General features: G+C 52.8%; 9 protein-coding genes and 1 pseudogene. 7 read left to right on the forward strand and 3 right to left on the reverse strand.

The annotated features are described in order from the left end of the window. The first annotated feature begins 119 nt into the window (after positions 1–119). Positions 120–575 (forward strand): transcriptional regulator NrdR, encoded by a 456-nt coding sequence (gene nrdR / locus ACN0YH_RS13375; protein ID WP_417380066.1) that lies wholly within the window; start codon positions 120–122, stop codon positions 573–575. A 14-nt stretch (positions 576–589) separates the two neighbouring features. Here the strand turns inward: nrdR and ACN0YH_RS13380 are convergent, their stop codons facing one another. The 3 genes from ACN0YH_RS13380 to ACN0YH_RS13390 form a co-directional block, all read right to left on the reverse strand. Continuing rightward, positions 590–2014: a DUF1501 domain-containing protein gene (locus ACN0YH_RS13380; RefSeq protein ID WP_417380067.1), complete on the reverse strand. Its 1425-nt coding sequence runs from the start codon at positions 2012–2014 to the stop codon at positions 590–592. Between the two features lie 2 nt (positions 2015–2016). Then, a complete protein-coding gene (locus ACN0YH_RS13385; RefSeq protein WP_417380068.1) occupies positions 2017–4626 on the reverse strand; it encodes a DUF1553 domain-containing protein in 2610 nt (869 codons plus the stop codon). A 315-nt stretch (positions 4627–4941) separates the two neighbouring features. Next, entirely contained in the window at positions 4942–6606 is a 1665-nt protein-coding gene (locus ACN0YH_RS13390) for a sulfatase family protein (protein WP_417380069.1), read from the reverse strand. A gap of 321 nt (positions 6607–6927) precedes the next feature. Between ACN0YH_RS13390 and ACN0YH_RS13395 the strand changes: the two genes are divergently transcribed. The 6 genes and pseudogenes from ACN0YH_RS13395 to ACN0YH_RS13420 form a co-directional block, all read left to right on the forward strand. Further along, positions 6928–7956, forward strand: a complete 1029-nt coding sequence (locus ACN0YH_RS13395) for a DUF1559 domain-containing protein (protein WP_417380070.1) — start codon at positions 6928–6930, stop codon at positions 7954–7956. Positions 7957–7959: 3 nt separating this feature from the next. After that, positions 7960–8358, forward strand: coding sequence for a hypothetical protein (locus tag ACN0YH_RS13400; protein WP_417380071.1), 399 nt, complete (start codon positions 7960–7962; stop codon positions 8356–8358). Between the two features lie 163 nt (positions 8359–8521). Next, positions 8522–9868 carry an NPCBM/NEW2 domain-containing protein gene (locus ACN0YH_RS13405; protein ID WP_417380072.1) on the forward strand — a complete coding sequence of 449 codons (1347 nt, stop codon included), beginning with the start codon at positions 8522–8524 and terminating at the stop codon, positions 9866–9868. A gap of 32 nt (positions 9869–9900) precedes the next feature. Continuing rightward, complete coding sequence (locus ACN0YH_RS13410; RefSeq protein ID WP_417380073.1) at positions 9901–10830, forward strand: hypothetical protein; 930 nt, start codon at positions 9901–9903, stop codon at positions 10828–10830. A 279-nt stretch (positions 10831–11109) separates the two neighbouring features. Next, positions 11110–13485 carry a catalase/peroxidase HPI gene (gene katG / locus ACN0YH_RS13415; protein ID WP_417380074.1) on the forward strand — a complete coding sequence of 792 codons (2376 nt, stop codon included), beginning with the start codon at positions 11110–11112 and terminating at the stop codon, positions 13483–13485. Between the two features lie 640 nt (positions 13486–14125). Further along, positions 14126–15316 (forward strand): annotated as a pseudogene (locus ACN0YH_RS13420) (HEAT repeat domain-containing protein); the annotation flags it as partial. Between the last annotated feature and the right edge of the window lie 437 nt (positions 15317–15753).

The raw sequence follows: 15753 nt of genomic DNA on the forward strand, positions 1-15753 counted from the left end.
TTCGGAACAATAGACTGGTGCCGCAGTTTCGATCATGCTATTTTTAAACATCAGTCTGCAGAAACTCTCTGAATGTGAAGAGAGCCTTCTGTTGGTTCAGAGCAGGAGTCGCGTCGTTCATGATGTGCCCTTTTTGTCGTGATGGTGAGACGAAAGTAATTGATTCACGTTTGAGTCAACCTTTCAGTGTGCGCCGACGACGAGAGTGTCTGGCCTGTGGAAAACGCTATACGACTTACGAAAAAATCGAAGAGTCACCGCTTAAAGTCATCAAAAAAGATGGTGCCCGTATTCCCTTTGATCGCATGAAAATGGTCACCGGGATTGAAACGGCCTGCTACAAACGTCCGGTCAGTCCCGATCAGATTGAATCCATCGTCGCACAGATTGAGGCAGAAATTTACGAGAACTTCGATCGGGAAGTCCCCTCGCGATTTATCGGCGAACGGGTTTCCACAGTATTGAAGGACGTGGATCAGGTCGCCTTCGTCCGCTTCGCTTCAGTCTATCGCAACTTTACCGATGCAAATGACTTCGTGACCGAAATCCAGCCGATGCTGCGAACCGACGACTGAAGGAACAGCGTTACTCAGGCGATGATATCCGGTATCACATTGCCGGCGACTCCCGTGACCCGCATGTTGAGCCCCTGGAATTTGAACGTGAGCCGCTCGTGATCCATACCTAGCAGATGCAGCAGTGTCGCGTGAAAATCGTTGACGTGCATCGGATTTTCGGCCACATTGAAACCGATGTCATCCGTTTTGCCATACGCGAAGCCGCGCTTCACGCCTCCACCCGCCATCCAGACGGTATAAGCGTCTTTGTGGTGATCGCGACCGGGGGCTTTGCGATCTCCCTGGACCATGGGGGTTCTACCGAACTCCGCGCCCCAGACGACCAGCGTGTCATCCAGCAGGCCACGCTGTCTGAGGTCTCTGATGAGAGCGGCAATAGGTTGATCGACCTGTCGGCATTTCTTCTTTAGGCTTTTGACGATACTGCCATGATGGTCCCAGCCCTGGTCGAAGAGTTGTACGAACCGCACGCCCCGTTCCACCAGTCGTCGTGCCAGCAGGCAGTTGTTGGCAAAGCTGGCTTTGCCCGGCTGTGTGCCATACTGCTCGTGGATGTGTTTTGGTTCGTTGGAAATATCCATCAGCTCGGGCACGGCGGACTGCATGCGATATGCCATCTCGTACTGATTGATACGTGTGGCGATTTCGGGATCACCCACGTCGGCCAGTTGAACTTTGTTGAGATGATTTACGCTGTCAATAATTCGTTTGCGGTCTTCGCCGGTCATTCCTTTGGGATTGGACAGAAACAGAACCGGGTCTCCCGAGGAGCGGAACTCGACACCCTGGTAAATACTGGGCAGAAAGCCGCTGCCCCACAAGCTGTTTCCGGCGCCCGCGACGTTGCCGGTAATTAATACGACAAAGCCAGGCAGATTACTGTTTGCGGAACCCAGACCATAGTTGACCCAAGAACCCAGGGAAGGGCGTCCGAAACGCGAGAAGCCGGTCTGGAAAAAGAGTTGGGCGGGCGCGTGATTAAAATGATCAGTTTTCAGGGAATGGATCATACAGAGTTCATCGGAGACCGAGCCCAGGTGAGGCATGAGTTCCGAGATGGGGAGACCCGCTTCTCCCTGCTGCTGAAAGGCGAACGGGCTGCCCATCAGTTTGGGTTGTTCGCGAATAAACGCCAGCCGCAGTCCTTCCCAGAGTTTGTCAGGTACGAGTTCGCCGTCCAGTTCCTGCAGCTTGGGTTTGGCATCATACAAGTCAAGGTGAGAGGGGGCGCCAACCATGTGCAGGAAGATCACATTTTTGGCTTTAGGAGTGAAGTGTGATTTGCGGGCCGCCATCGGGTTGGCGGCTGTGGGGAGTGCCGCCTGTAAATCGTTGGACAGCAGCGCAGTGAGCGCCGCGCCTCCGACCCCCATGCCGGCCCGCTGGAAAAATTCACGTCGGGTATAATTCAGCAGTTGTTGCAGGTGCGCGTTCATGATTAACCCTTCGTAATGGTTTCATCTAAATTCAACAGGATATTCGCGACATACAACCAGGCTGCCATGCGAGAGGCACCGACGCCTTCCGGTCGGTCGTCTGTTGCAATCAGCTTCTGGGCTGCCTGGGGATGATCCTGGAAATATTTCAGTTCCTGCTCAAAGACTTTGGTTAAATGATTCACTTCCACAGGCTTCGCTTCGCGGGCGACACACAGGCGAAAGGCATACGCAATGCGCTCACGGTCGGTCATCTCGGAATTCAGGCCTTTCGTCGCCAGTCGTTCCGCCAGACCGACGCCGATCTCGACGTATGCCGGATCGTTGAGCAGTGTCAGAGCCTGCAGTGGTGTGTTGGTGCGCGAACGATTGATCACACAGGCACCACGATCGGGCGCATCGAAATTCGTAAAACTCGGATAAGGGGCACTGCGTCGCCAGATCACATAGACGCCGCGGCGGTAGCGATCTTCCGAAGTGGAGGTCAGATACTTGGGTGCATTCCGGCCTACGTGCCTCCAGAGTCCCTTTGGCTGGGGTGGATAAACGGGCGGGCCTCCCATTTTCGTTGAGAGTAGTCCACTGATGGTCAGCGCGTTATCGCGAATTGTTTCTGCCGAGAGTCGCAGCCGCGGGCCGCGGGTATAGAGTTTGTTATAAGGATCTGCTGCGAGCAGTTCCGGTGTGATGCGGGCCGACTGCTGATAGGTGGCCGACATCACGATCAGTTTGTGTACCTGTTTCATCGACCAGTTGTGGTCCATGAATTCCACCGCCAGCCAGTCGAGTAATTCGGGATGCGTGGGGGCATCTCCCTGGCTGCCGAAATCTTCCTGGGTGGCGACAATGCCATGACCGAAGAACTGTGACCACCAGCGATTGACGGTGACCCGCGCGACCAGGGGGTTTTCTCGGGCGACAAGCCAGCGGGCAAATTCCAGGCGGCTGGGTGTCTCTTTTGTGTTGAGGGGATGCAGTGCGTCCGGTGTGCGGGGAGCGACTGGGGCCCCTTTGCTGAGGAAATCACCGCGTTTGAAAATATTGTTCATACGCGGTTCCGGCATCTCCACCATCACCAGTGTGGAATCGGGTTCCAGCACGGTTAACTGTTCGCGGACCTGACTCAGTTTCTGGTCGAGGTCGGCGTACTTCGCATCCTGCTGCTGCTGAAACTGTCTTAAAGCATTGGTCTGTTTTTTGGTCCGTTCCTCTGTTTCGGTTTGCAGTGCTTTGCGCACGTCGGCGGGAATTTTGCCGGCTTCTTCACTGTTCTCCAGTAGCGCCAGTGTGGTTTCTTCCCATTCAGACCAGGCGGTTTTCAGATCTTTCTGACGCTGGTTTAACTGCTTCTGCAGCGCCAGGCGTTCGGCCGTCAGTTGATCTTTTGTTTTCAGTTCTTCTTTGGCCAGCGGAACCGCCAGTTTGGGGCCGGTGACTTCGAACGTCACGCTCTTACCCACCTGCTTGACCTCCAGTGGCGTATTGTTGAAGAAGGCGAAAATCTGGTAGTAGTCCTGCTGCGAGAAGGGATCGTATTTGTGGTTGTGGCATTGTGCACATTCGAATGTGGAACCGAGCCAGACCAGTCCAGTGGTATTAACGCGGTCGAAGATCTGGTTGACGCGATTCTCTTCGGGGTCGACTCCCGCTTCCACGTTACAGGTGGTGCAGCGATGAAAGCCGGTGGCGATTTTCTGGTCCAGAGTTGCTTTGGGGATCAGGTCGCCGGCAATCTGTTGAATGGTAAACTGATCGAAGGGCAGATCCTCATTCAAGGCATTGATGACCCAGTCACGATAGAGCCACATCTCGCGGAGCTGATCCGCCTGAAATCCGTTGGAGTCCGCATAACGGGCCAGGTCGAGCCACTGTCGCGCCCATTTTTCACCATAGCGAGGTGACTTGAGGAGCTTGTCGACATATTTTTCATACGCGGCGGGAGACGGATCTTTTTCGAACGCGATCACATCTTCGGGCGAGGGGGGCAGGCCGATCAGGTCGAGGGAGACACGTCGCAGCAGTCGCGCCGGACTGGCCTGCGGAGACTGAGTGAGTGGCGGCTCCTGTTGAGATAATTTTTCTGCGACAAAAGCATCAATGGCGTTGTTGATGCGAAACGCAGAGTCAACCTGTGGTAACGGACTTTTGACCGGTGGGATGTAGGCCCAGTGTTTCGGTTCTTCCGATTCGGTCGGCCAGTCTGCACCAGAGTCGATCCATTGTTTGAGAGTTTGAATTTCCTGTTCGGTCAGTCGCGTGCCGGCATCAGCGGGAGGCATCTGTTCGCTCTCGTCTTTGCTGGAGACGCGATGCAGGAGCAGACTTTCTTTACTGTTACCGACGATGATGGCCGGTTCACCTGAATCGTTGCGGAGCAGAATATTTTTGCGGCTGGTTAATCGCAGTCCCCCTTCGCGGGCATCCGGACCATGGCAGTCCTGGCAGTGTTTGACAAACAGCGGGCGGACCGATTTCTCAAAGTCGATTTTGTGAGCAGCGGGTTTTTCTGTCGTCGCAGGTGCACCATATGAATGAGCAGTCGTACTCAAAAACAGCGAGGTAAGAACCGTCAGGCAGCCGCAGACAGTTCGTGGAACTTGAGAACCATACATACGCGTTCAATCCCTGTCAGGCCACCCATAAGACTTTAACAATCTCAAGAGGGAACCTGGTGAGATAATTGAAAGTAATGCCGGTCCGTCAGAACCGCCGAATTCGGGGGACGGTAGTCAGACACCATTGTCTGACGGGCTGAATTCATTTTGGGGAGAGTCGATAGGCGTTGTTCTTTTCCTATCGGAGTAATTCAATATGTTAGAATAACGGACACGCAGAGAAAGTTCAAGTTTTTTCATCTGAACACAAGGTATTAGCATAACCGGCAATTGTGGAATCACCGGTTTGCTAAAGTCCGAACATAGTATGACTTAGGATTTCTTCTTCGTGTTTTTCTTCGCGGGCTTTTTCATGCTCTGTGCCGATTTTCCCGCTTTGAAGATATCGACTTCGCCCGTATTCGGCTGGGGTTTGCCCGGTGTGGAGCGTCCGCGATCGGCATAGCTCTGCAGTAATTCCGTCAGTTCTTTGACGACTTCCGGATGTTCGGCCTGCACGTTCTTCTGCTCGCCGACATCAGTATTGAGGTCATACAGCTGGATGGCTGGGAGGTCGCTCAGATCGTCTTTGCCCGGCTTGGGGAAACTCCAGCCTCCCGATCCCGGACAGAGTTCGAGCTTCCAGTGATCCTTACGAATCGAGAACGCACCGCGGATTGAATGATGGACGGCGGCTTCTCTGAGAGGCGTGTCTGCTTTGCCTTCCATCGCCGGGAGCATGCTCACGCTGTCTTCGCCCGCATCATCGGGAACCTTCGCGCCTACGATGTCGGCGGCGGTCGCGAACAGATCGGTCAGACAGGTGAGCTGATCCGAATGTGTGCCCGCTTTAATCCGTGCGGGCCAGTTGGCGATGAAGGGAACCCGATGTCCGCCTTCATAAATGTCGGCCTTGTGTCCGCGAAACTGGTAACTGGGGTAATGATCTTTATCGGTCATCTCTTTGAAGTTGGCAGCGGGTGAGCAGCCATTGTCGGCGGTGAAGATGACCAGTGTGTTTTCATGGATGCCCTGTTTCTTGAGCGCCTGCATCACCTGGCCGACGGTGTCGTCCACCTGCATCACAAAATCGCAGTAGGCGTTGATGCCGCTTTTGCCCTGCCATGCGGGTGTCGGTAGAATCGGAGTGTGGGGTGCGTTGAGAGGAAAGTAAATGAAGAACGGCTTTCCTTCTTTGGAAGCAGTAGCGTGCGCGTCGATGATCTGGACAGTTTTGTCGGTGATGCGGGGCAGCACGTCGATGGCTTCGAAATCTTTGTGCGCGGGACCATCGCGAAAGAAGGCTTTGGTGACCGTGGGAATGCCCTGGCTGCGATCGTTTTCAATATAGACATACGGGGGCATGTCGAGTGAAGCGCTGATGCCAAAGAAGTAGTCGAAACCAACGCTGTTCGGCCCGTTCTGGATCGGTTTGGAATAATCAACGTCCCAGCCCGGATTGGTTTTTTTGTTATAAGACTGTTCTGTCGCGAAGCCGCCCTGCTTGAGTGACCAGTCCATTCCCAGATGCCATTTACCGACACAGGCGGTATAGTAACCATGTTCTTTGAGCATTGAAGGGACGGTTTCCCGATCCGGTTCAATCAGACATCGCGATAATCCCCAGAGCACACCGCTCTTGAGCCGCGAGCGCCAGTTGTAGCGACCGGTGAGCACGCCGTAACGGGTCGGCGTGCAGACAGACGAACTGGAATGCGCGTCGGTAAAAATCATGCCGCCGTGCGCGAGTTGATCCAGGTGTGGCGTCGCAATTTTACATTCCGGATTGAGTGCCCGAATGTCACCATAGCCCATATCGTCGGCCAAAATGTAGATGATGTTGGGATCGTTCGTTTTTTCCGCGGCTTGTGCTGTCTGATGAGAACCAGATGCAACCAACGCGATCACTGTCGTCAGGAGTAATGTCGTTAAAGTGTGTTGTAAAGCTGTTTTCACAGATTTCACCGGGCGCTGGGGAAAACATGTAACGGTCTGCATAGTGGCTCCTCTGAAAGGAATGATCCTGTGACTCTCTGAATCGTTCCTTTCAGTATCAGCTGCGCGAACCACCGGGTCAAGGCTGTGAACCCCTCTGGCAGTTGCTCTTCACCCCGAAGTCCACGTGCAACAGACCTGCCTGGTTGCCAGTAAGTCAGCAGAATGAGGTGTTATAGAAAGTTTTACGGTTCGCTAATGGTTTCTTAATACCTGATGCATAAACTCAGTCTTCAACGACGAGCCCTGCGCCCGCAGCGGCCTCCTGCCTCAGGTTACTGCTACTCACCCTACAGTCCACAACTAGTAGAAAGCCCTAGCGAAATGATCCCTCCACACCACAAGAAGACAAGGTTCTCCGGGTTTACTTTAATTGAACTATTGGTTGTCATCGCCATCATTGCGATTTTGGTAGCATTGCTGTTGCCTGCCGTACAGCAGGCGCGAGAAGCTGCGCGACGGTCTTCCTGCAAAAATAACCTGAAGCAACTCGGACTGGCTTTAAATAACTATCACAGCACCCATGGGATATTTCCTCCAGGTAACATCAATCCGGGAACCGGCAGTTTTGCTGCCTGGATTCAAGCCGATCAAATTCGCAATCACACCGGGCATTTGATGCTGCTCCCTTACCTGGAACAGACAGCATTATACAACAGTATTAATTTCAGTCTCGCGACCGGGACCGCCGACACAGCCTCCATTGGGGGAGGGGGCGTGCAGACCGACGCCTCCGGCAAAGTGATCACCGATCAATACGTGGCAAATTTTCGCTGTCCCAGTGATTTCGGTTCCAACGGTGGTTCTGGCTATGGTTCATTCACGTTCACGCGAACGAACACAAGCACTTCCCGGCATTACAACTGTCAGAATAACCAGCGAACCAGTTATGGATTTGTCAGCCATACACAGACAGAGAGCCAGAACACGTATGGCGAAACCTACGGCGTGACAAAATGTGCGTTCGGAAATAACGGAGCAGCACGAATACGTGACATTACAGATGGGACCAGCAATACGATTTTGATGATGGAATCGCGGATGAAAAAATGGAACAGTTTTCAGTGTTCGAACGCTGCCGCCGCGAGTTGGATCAGTCCTGAATTCGGCCCTTACTGGAGCCAGTTTACGCGATACACGTTTCTACTTCCCAGATCGTTTCGCATCAATCAGTCAGCCTGCACAACTCACAACGAGGGGCCGGGGCGAAGTACACCAGGCAGTTATCATACAGGAGGTTGCCAGGCGGTGCTGGGAGATGGCTCGGTTCGATTTCTCAGTGAAAACATTCACCTCCCCACACAGCAGAATCTGGCTTCCATTGGCGATGGCCAGGTTCTGGCGGAGTTCTAAAACATGAAATGGCAACTCTTGCGTAAAAACCGAAGCCCTCACTCGGTCGGGAGATCGCTTCACTGGCCGCAGATAGGATTGTTAATACTTGGATTGCTCAACGGGGGATGTTTTTCAGGCGAACCTCCTTTGAGTGGAGTCGTTGGTGGCAGGGTGGTTCGTAACGGCCAACCGGTGACGGCTGGAAGAGTCGAACTTCACAGCGGCGATGCTGAGGTTGTGGTCGCTGAAATCAACGCGGAGGGAAGTTATAGCATGGATTCGCTCCAGGCGGGGGATTATCATGTAGCAATTGTGAGTGAACGGGTTCCCGAGAAATTTGCCGATCCGCAGACGTCAGGGCTTACGATCCAGTTAGAAGCGGGGACCGGTCCACTCATCGCTGATTTTGAATTCCCCTGACACGACGATGTGCCGTCTTCATACGGATTCCCCTCAATGGGAACCAACTTGATTTTGAGCATCAATAAATGTAAATCAATGCTGCTGCGTGTCGCGAACCAATAAGAGCGACCAGAAAAGTCCGCTTTCTGTCGCGAATAGCATTAAAACCGGGAGTCGATTCATGCTACCTATTCTTAAACATTCGTTGGCACGTCTGTATTTCTACCGTGGCGCGGTCAGTTGTCTGTTCGTCGTTTCACTTCTGCTGACAGACATGTCGCTGCAGAAAAGCTGGGGTTGGGGGCGGGGGCATAAGCTGATACGGGCCTGGGCGGTGGCGCGATTACCGGCCTGGCAGAAAGAGTTATTAGCCCCGGAAGTCTGGCAACATCTGCAATCTGATTACACCTCCCTGCAGGATGCTCACGCGGGTGGAAAATCGCCTCACCTGGACAAATACTGCAAACCACCGGTTCGATTGAGTCTGCATGATGTCGGTAGTATTGAAGCAAGCCTGCCAGATATTGAATGGTACATCCAGCAGACGCTCGACCACCTCGCCCGGAACGAGCCCGATGAAGCGATGAAATTTCTCGGCGTCTTGTGCCACTGGAACGAAGATCCCGGCTGCCCTTGTGCCCACAGCAGTCCGATCAACGAAGCGACGTTACGCCGTTTGTTGCCTCCGACCGCTGGCATGGCCAACAAGAATTATCTGTTTGGCTATGGCGGGATCGCCGATATTGGGAGTTACACCATCCCTGAAGAACCATATCGTCCCCAATTACTGGGGACCACTATTCCCGAGGCAGCGGCCCGCATTTATCAGCGTCAACGATTGTTGCGCGCCCATGCGGCTGCCTTGATTATTCCGCTCATTCAGGCGGAGATTGCCGGAAACGCTGCCCAGGCAGATCTGCAGCGGCAAACCGCGGCCATTTACAACGCGAAACATGTGGCCGACATTTTATACACCCTGTTTTGTTTGCAGGAAAAACGTTTTGCCAGCGACGAAGTGGCAGCGTTGAAAACGCAACCCCTCACTGCCTGGGAACCGGATACCAAAATGCAGATGATTTCTCATCCGTATTATGTGACACCCTTCCTGGTGAATCAGGCTTTGGATGCGGGACGCAAGTTACATCCCCTCGCCTTCGCCAATGAAGCGGATACCGAATCGGCCATCACACATGGCTTGGGGATGGGGACTCCCTACACGCTGAATTATAAAGTGGGACCTGGGGTCGTGTTTGATCACTTTACCTGTCGAGTCGGTTTGCATCCGACGGCTGGTGCAGCGGGGAAAGTCGCTTTTGCGATCATCGTCAATGGGGTCGAAACGGCGAAAACGAAATTCCTGACGCCTGCCGACAAACCTGAAATGATCGAAGTCTCCCTGCCTGAAACCGACATCATCACAATTGGTTTGCAGACGATTCCGCATCCGGAATCAAATCCGTTGCATAACCTCGCCGTCTGGGGCGATCCTAATCTGATTCGCGCGGAAGACGTTCCCGTTCGTCGCTGAGACTTTTTAATTTGTACAGAAAAATGATACAAATGTCTGCAAAGATCGTCGCGCGCCATCTTGTCGATTTTGAAACTGTGATCGGAAATCGAAGCCTGATTACGGTCACGGTGGGGCCTCAACTCAATCCGATCATTCTCTCTCTGGGAAAGCTTCCGGATTACCGTCAAGAAAGCTCTGGTGGTGGTAGTTTTGCGAAGAAAAATTCAGATACTCTCAATGACTATCGTATCCATTACTGCGCAGGAGAAGACTGGTTCTCTGTCGATCTTGCTCCGACTTTAGAAAACTTTCATTCTGTTCAACCGATTGGGGATCAAGATTGGCTGTTAGTCCGTTGTCGATCTTCGGGGGATAAAGATCATAACGCCCATGTTTATAGTGCATACGGAGAACACGTTCGCTCCTTCCCTGCTGGAGACGGGATTGAAGATGTCCAAGTCACGAAAGACTCAAATATCTGGATCAGTTATTTTGACGAAGGTGTTTTTGGAGATTGTGAATGGAGTCGAAGTGGTCTGGTCTGTCTCGACAATGAGGGAAAACAGGTTTTCGATTTTCGTGCTGTTTGCATAGAAGCAGACCCCATCGATGATTGCTATGCACTCAATGTCTGTTCCAGCCATGAAACATGGTTGTGCTACTACACCGATTTTCCCCTCGTCCGGCTGACAGACCATAAAGTGAATGAAATCTGGCGGAACATTCCCGTTGCCGGTTCACATGCCTTCGCTGTTTCAAAGGAAAATGTACTTTTCGCAGGAGGCTATAATAACCGAACAGAGCTCATCAAAGTCCATCTTCCTACCGGGGTGTTCAAAAAACTGAAAGCAGTGACAGAGAACGGTCAGGTGTTGAAAGGCTTCAGTGCCTGCGGGCGATCGCACAGTCTTTATTTATCAACAGAGAAATCGCTTTTTGTTGTCGAGTCAGAGTTCAGTGAGCATTCTTTTCCTGAATAAAAACGGAAGCAAGTGATTAGGAATCAAAAGGGATCAGCGACAGAGTCGAAAGTAATGAAGATGCTGTAAGTGATTGCTATAGAATAACATAGTGTGTGTCTTGTTTCTGGTCGGCAGGCACAGGCTGCTCGCGGTTAATCCATGCGTTTCATGCATGGCGCGCATGTTGAAAATGCATTGGATATATCAGATGCTCGCATCCATAATAAGGAAGCAAGGTGGGATGATCTCACTCTGTACGTAATCCGCATCACTGTTCATTCCTGGAGAGACATGACCATGAAAACTCACTTTAAGCGTTTCGTTTCGAGCTGTGCGGTGTTCTGCATCGCAGGCGCCGCGTTTGCTCAGCAGCATCCGCCTCTGACGAAAGAGGCCGCTCAACAGGCTGACAAAAAACAGGACATCAGTAAATGTCCGGTGATGGGGGGCGCCAGTCATCCCTCCCAGAGGAATACTGCTGCCGGCAGCATGTCGAACGGGAACTGGTGGCCGAACCAGTTGAATCTGGATGTGTTGCATCAGAACTCGAAGAAGAGCAATCCGATGGGCGAAGATTTCGACTACGCCTCGGAGTTTCAGAAACTCGACCTGGCAGCCGTGAAGAAAGACATCAAAAAATTGATGACCACCTCTCAGGACTGGTGGCCTGCAGACTACGGTCATTATGGTCCGCTGTTTATTCGCATGGCCTGGCATAGTGCAGGTACCTATCGTGTGACCGATGGTCGCGGCGGTGCTTCGGATGGCACACAACGCTTTGCACCCCTCAACAGCTGGCCCGATAATGCGAACCTCGACAAAGCCCGGCGTTTGCTCTGGCCGATCAAGCAGAAGTACGGCCGTAAAATATCCTGGGCCGATCTGATGGTATTGACCGGCAACTGCGCACTGGAATCGATGGGCTTCAAGACGTTCGGATTTGCCGGCGGTCGTGAAGACGTCTGGGAACCACAGAAGGATGTGTACTGGGGACCGGAAAGTGAATGGCTGGGCGACAAACGCTATACGGGCGACCGTGAACTGGAGAACCCGCTGGCAGCCGTTCAGATGGGTTTGATCTACGTCAATCCGGAAGGTCCCAACGGGAAGCCCGATCCACTGGCTGCCGCTCATGACATTCGGGAAACCTTCGGTCGAATGGCGATGAATGATGAAGAGACCGTCGCGTTGATTGCCGGCGGACACACGTTTGGTAAAGCACACGGTGCCGCCAGTCCCAAAGGAAACGTCGGTCCGGAACCCGAAGGCGCCAGTCTGGCGGAACAGGGATTGGGCTGGAAGAACAAATATAAAAAAGGGAACGCAGAGGACACGATCACCAGTGGCCTGGAAGGTGCCTGGACATCCACGCCGACACAATGGTCGAACGGCTACTTTGATAACCTGTTCGGTTATGAGTGGGAGCTGGTGAAAAGTCCCGCCGGTGCCTGGCAGTGGACTCCCAAGGAAGAGTCAGCTAAGGGAACCGTTCCCGATGCACACGATCCCAATAAATCACATGCGCCGATGATGTTTACGACTGACCTGGCACTCAAGATGGATCCCGCGTATGGCAAGATTTCCAAACGCTTCCATGAAAACCCCGATGAGTTTGCCGCTGCCTTTGCGAAAGCCTGGTACAAGTTGACTCACCGCGATATGGGACCTGTCTCCCGCTGCCTGGGACCGGAAGTACCTGCCGCTCAGTTGTGGCAGGATCCCGTTCCCGCCGTCGATCATGAATTGGTCAACAAGCAGGACATCGCTGAACTGAAGGCCAAAGTGCTGGCATCGGAATTGACGGTCCCCGAACTGGTCTCCACTGCCTGGGCGTCGGCTTCCACCTTCCGTGGTTCCGATAACCGTGGGGGCGCCAATGGTGCCCGAATTCGTCTGGCTCCACAGAAAGACTGGAAAGCCAACGATCCTGCCACACTGGCGAAAGTGATCAAAACGCTGGAACAGATTCAGTCCGAATTTAACAGCGCACAGTCGAGTGACAAAAAAGTATCGCTGGCTGACTTGATCGTGCTGGCGGGTTCTGCTGCTGTGGAAGCAGCTGCGAAAAAAGCCGGGCATGAAGTTCAGGTTCCCTTCACACCGGGACGCACCGATGCAACTGCAGAAATGACGGACGCCGAAGCATTCGCAGTGCTGGAACCCAAGGCGGATGGATTTCGTAACTACCAGGATCACGGTCATGTTTATGACCGACCCGCGGCGGAGATGCTCGTGGACCGAGCCAATCTGTTGACGCTGACTGCGCCCGAGATGACGGTTCTGGTAGGCGGCATGCGGGCGTTGAATGCGAATGCGGCTAACTCTTCGCTGGGTGTATTCACAAAGCAGCCGGGTACGTTGACGAATGACTTCTTCGTGAATCTGCTGGACATGAATACCAAATGGGACAAGTCCAAAATGTGTGAGCATTTTTATGAAGGACGCGACAGCAAAACGGACCAGGTCAAGTGGATGGCCAGTTCGGTCGATCTGGTATTCGGTTCGAATTCCCAACTGCGTGCCATCGCGGAAGTGTATGGCAGTGAAGACGCTGAGCAGAAGTTCGTGAATGACTTCGTGGCAGCGTGGACGAAGGTGATGAACCTGGATCGATTTGATCTGGACCGGTCACCGCAGAAAGCAGCAAAAGCGGTGGCAGTCGGCCAGCGCTGAACTGCGACCTGTTCCTGGATAGTGAGTGCGCGGATACTGGCCGATCGGCTCTGTGAGTCGGTCGGTCAGAGCGCGAAAAAGAACATTGATGCCCGCTTCGATTTCAGCAGAATGAAATCCAGGCGGGCATCTTGCGTTTCAGATGTCAGCCTGATAGGTTAATCGACATGGGAACAGTTTATGTGTTGCGCTCTCTACATGACTGTCAGGGCGAAAAAAACAGCTCCCGCCCATCTTTCAGCCACTATTATCTACGAGGGCAATGATGTCTAAATCTGTTTGCTTGAGCCTCTTTCTGTTAATCATTGCCGGCTGTGGGGCTCAATCTTCTCCCGAAGAACAGACTCAGGAATCTCAAAAGAAAGCCGTCTCGCAGCCCGCTCCGTCAGAAAAGGCTGCAGTTGACGCAAGTCAAACCGTGCAGAAAAAAACGCAGCCTGACGGCGATCAGGTGGTAGAGAAAATTCTGTCCGAGCATCACGCTAAAAGGATTCAGACTGCCTTACATGATTTGAGATCGCAGAATCGCGATCAACGGGTGATGGCAGTCGCGACATTGGTCACATCCAAAGCAGACCCCAATCAGGTTGTGGCTGCGCTGTTGAAGGTTGTCGATGATCAGGATGAACAGCTGGCAGAAATGGCCCGGGATTATATTCAGTCACGCACTTTTCAATCCAGGGGATTACTGGTCGATTTCTACGCTGACTGGTGTGGTCCCTGTCGGTTGATGAAACCAGTGGTGAAAGAGTTGCAGGACGAAGGATATCCCGTGGTTCAGGTGGACGTGGATCAACACCGGGATTTGAGTCAGTATTTCTATATCACCAGCATTCCCACGTTTGCGGTCATCGTCGATGGCTCAATGCAGAAACGCAGGGTCGGCGTTGTTTCCAAAGCGGACTTACTGGAACTGATCAAAAAAATTCCCCAGGAAAAAAAGAAGGATCAAAAAAAACTGTTAGTGACAGACCCTAAACTGAAGGTCTACGGATTGCTGTTGGCGATGTCGTCTGACAAGCCATGGCTGCGATATGAGGCCGTTCAGCAACTTGTCTCTCAGAGTGGAACCTCTTTGCCACAGTTGATTCAGATCCTGCGAGATCCCGAACAGGGCAAAGTATTTCGTCAGTCAGCCATCAAAGCGCTGGAAGCGTTTATGGAATCGCAAACGGGTTCCGAAGAAGTCATCTCGGCCATGACAGAGATGATGCATGACAACAGTGCGTCCGCAGAATTGAAGGGGGCCGCCGTCATTTTTCTGTCCCGCCATGTACCCGAGCAGACGAGTGAGCTCAATGCAGAGTTGATCAAGGTGTTGAAACGTTCTCAGGAAGAAGAACTGCAGAGGGCAGCGGCATTGGAAGTCGGCAGAAATAAGATTACGGAAGGTTTGCCAGTCTTACTGGGAAAACTGAAGAATTTGAATGAGGCCTCTACTCTCGAAAGGATGGCTTATCTAGAAGCGCTGGGATATTACGGTGCCCAGGCGGAAGCTGCGGTTCCCGAATTGCTGTCTGCATATCGGTCACAGCCGGATGATGGTGATCTGATTGCCGAGACTCTGGAGCTGATCTGCCTCGATTCGAAAACGGCAACGGATCAGTTGATTCAGGCACTCTCAGATGAAAACGCAGAGTTGAGAGCAGTTGCCATCTCGATTCTGGATCAGGCGGAATATATCACACAGGCCTTCCCGGCACTCCGCAAGCTTTTAAAAGATGAGGACCCCGAGGTCAGTAAAAAAGCGGCTGCCCTGCTGATCAAGATTGGCGGGTCCGATCAACAGATTGTTTCTGCCATGCTGGGTATGCTCGATCAGGAGAATGTGGACTGGGAAGTGCAATCCGTTTTTCAAACCGCCTGGAGGCATGCGATCCCGGAACTCGTCCAAATTATCTGTGAAGAGCAGAGCCCGGAGCAGATGAAACTGAATGCGTTGACACTGCTCAGGCAGAGTTATCACGCGCTGGCACCGGTAGAACAGGCGTCTCTGAAAGCGGCGCTCGACAGTGCCGACCCGTTGACGAAACAGTGTGCTGCCCTTGCCATTTCGTCCACGGACACCAGTAATCAGAAAATGGTGGCATTGCTCCTGGAGGCTTTTAAATCGGAAAATGAGATACTCCGCCGTGAAAGTATCCGGTCGCTTCGACAGCATTTTAAAGCGTTGTCAGATCCGCAGCAGAAGCAATTCACAAAAGCATTGATCGAATTACTGTCCGCCTCTGATCAATCCATGGCAGATTACGCCGCCGACGCGCTCCA

The organism is Gimesia sp. (assembly GCF_048262075.1).
In the GTDB taxonomy this organism is placed as follows: Bacteria; Planctomycetota; Planctomycetia; order Planctomycetales; family Planctomycetaceae; genus Gimesia.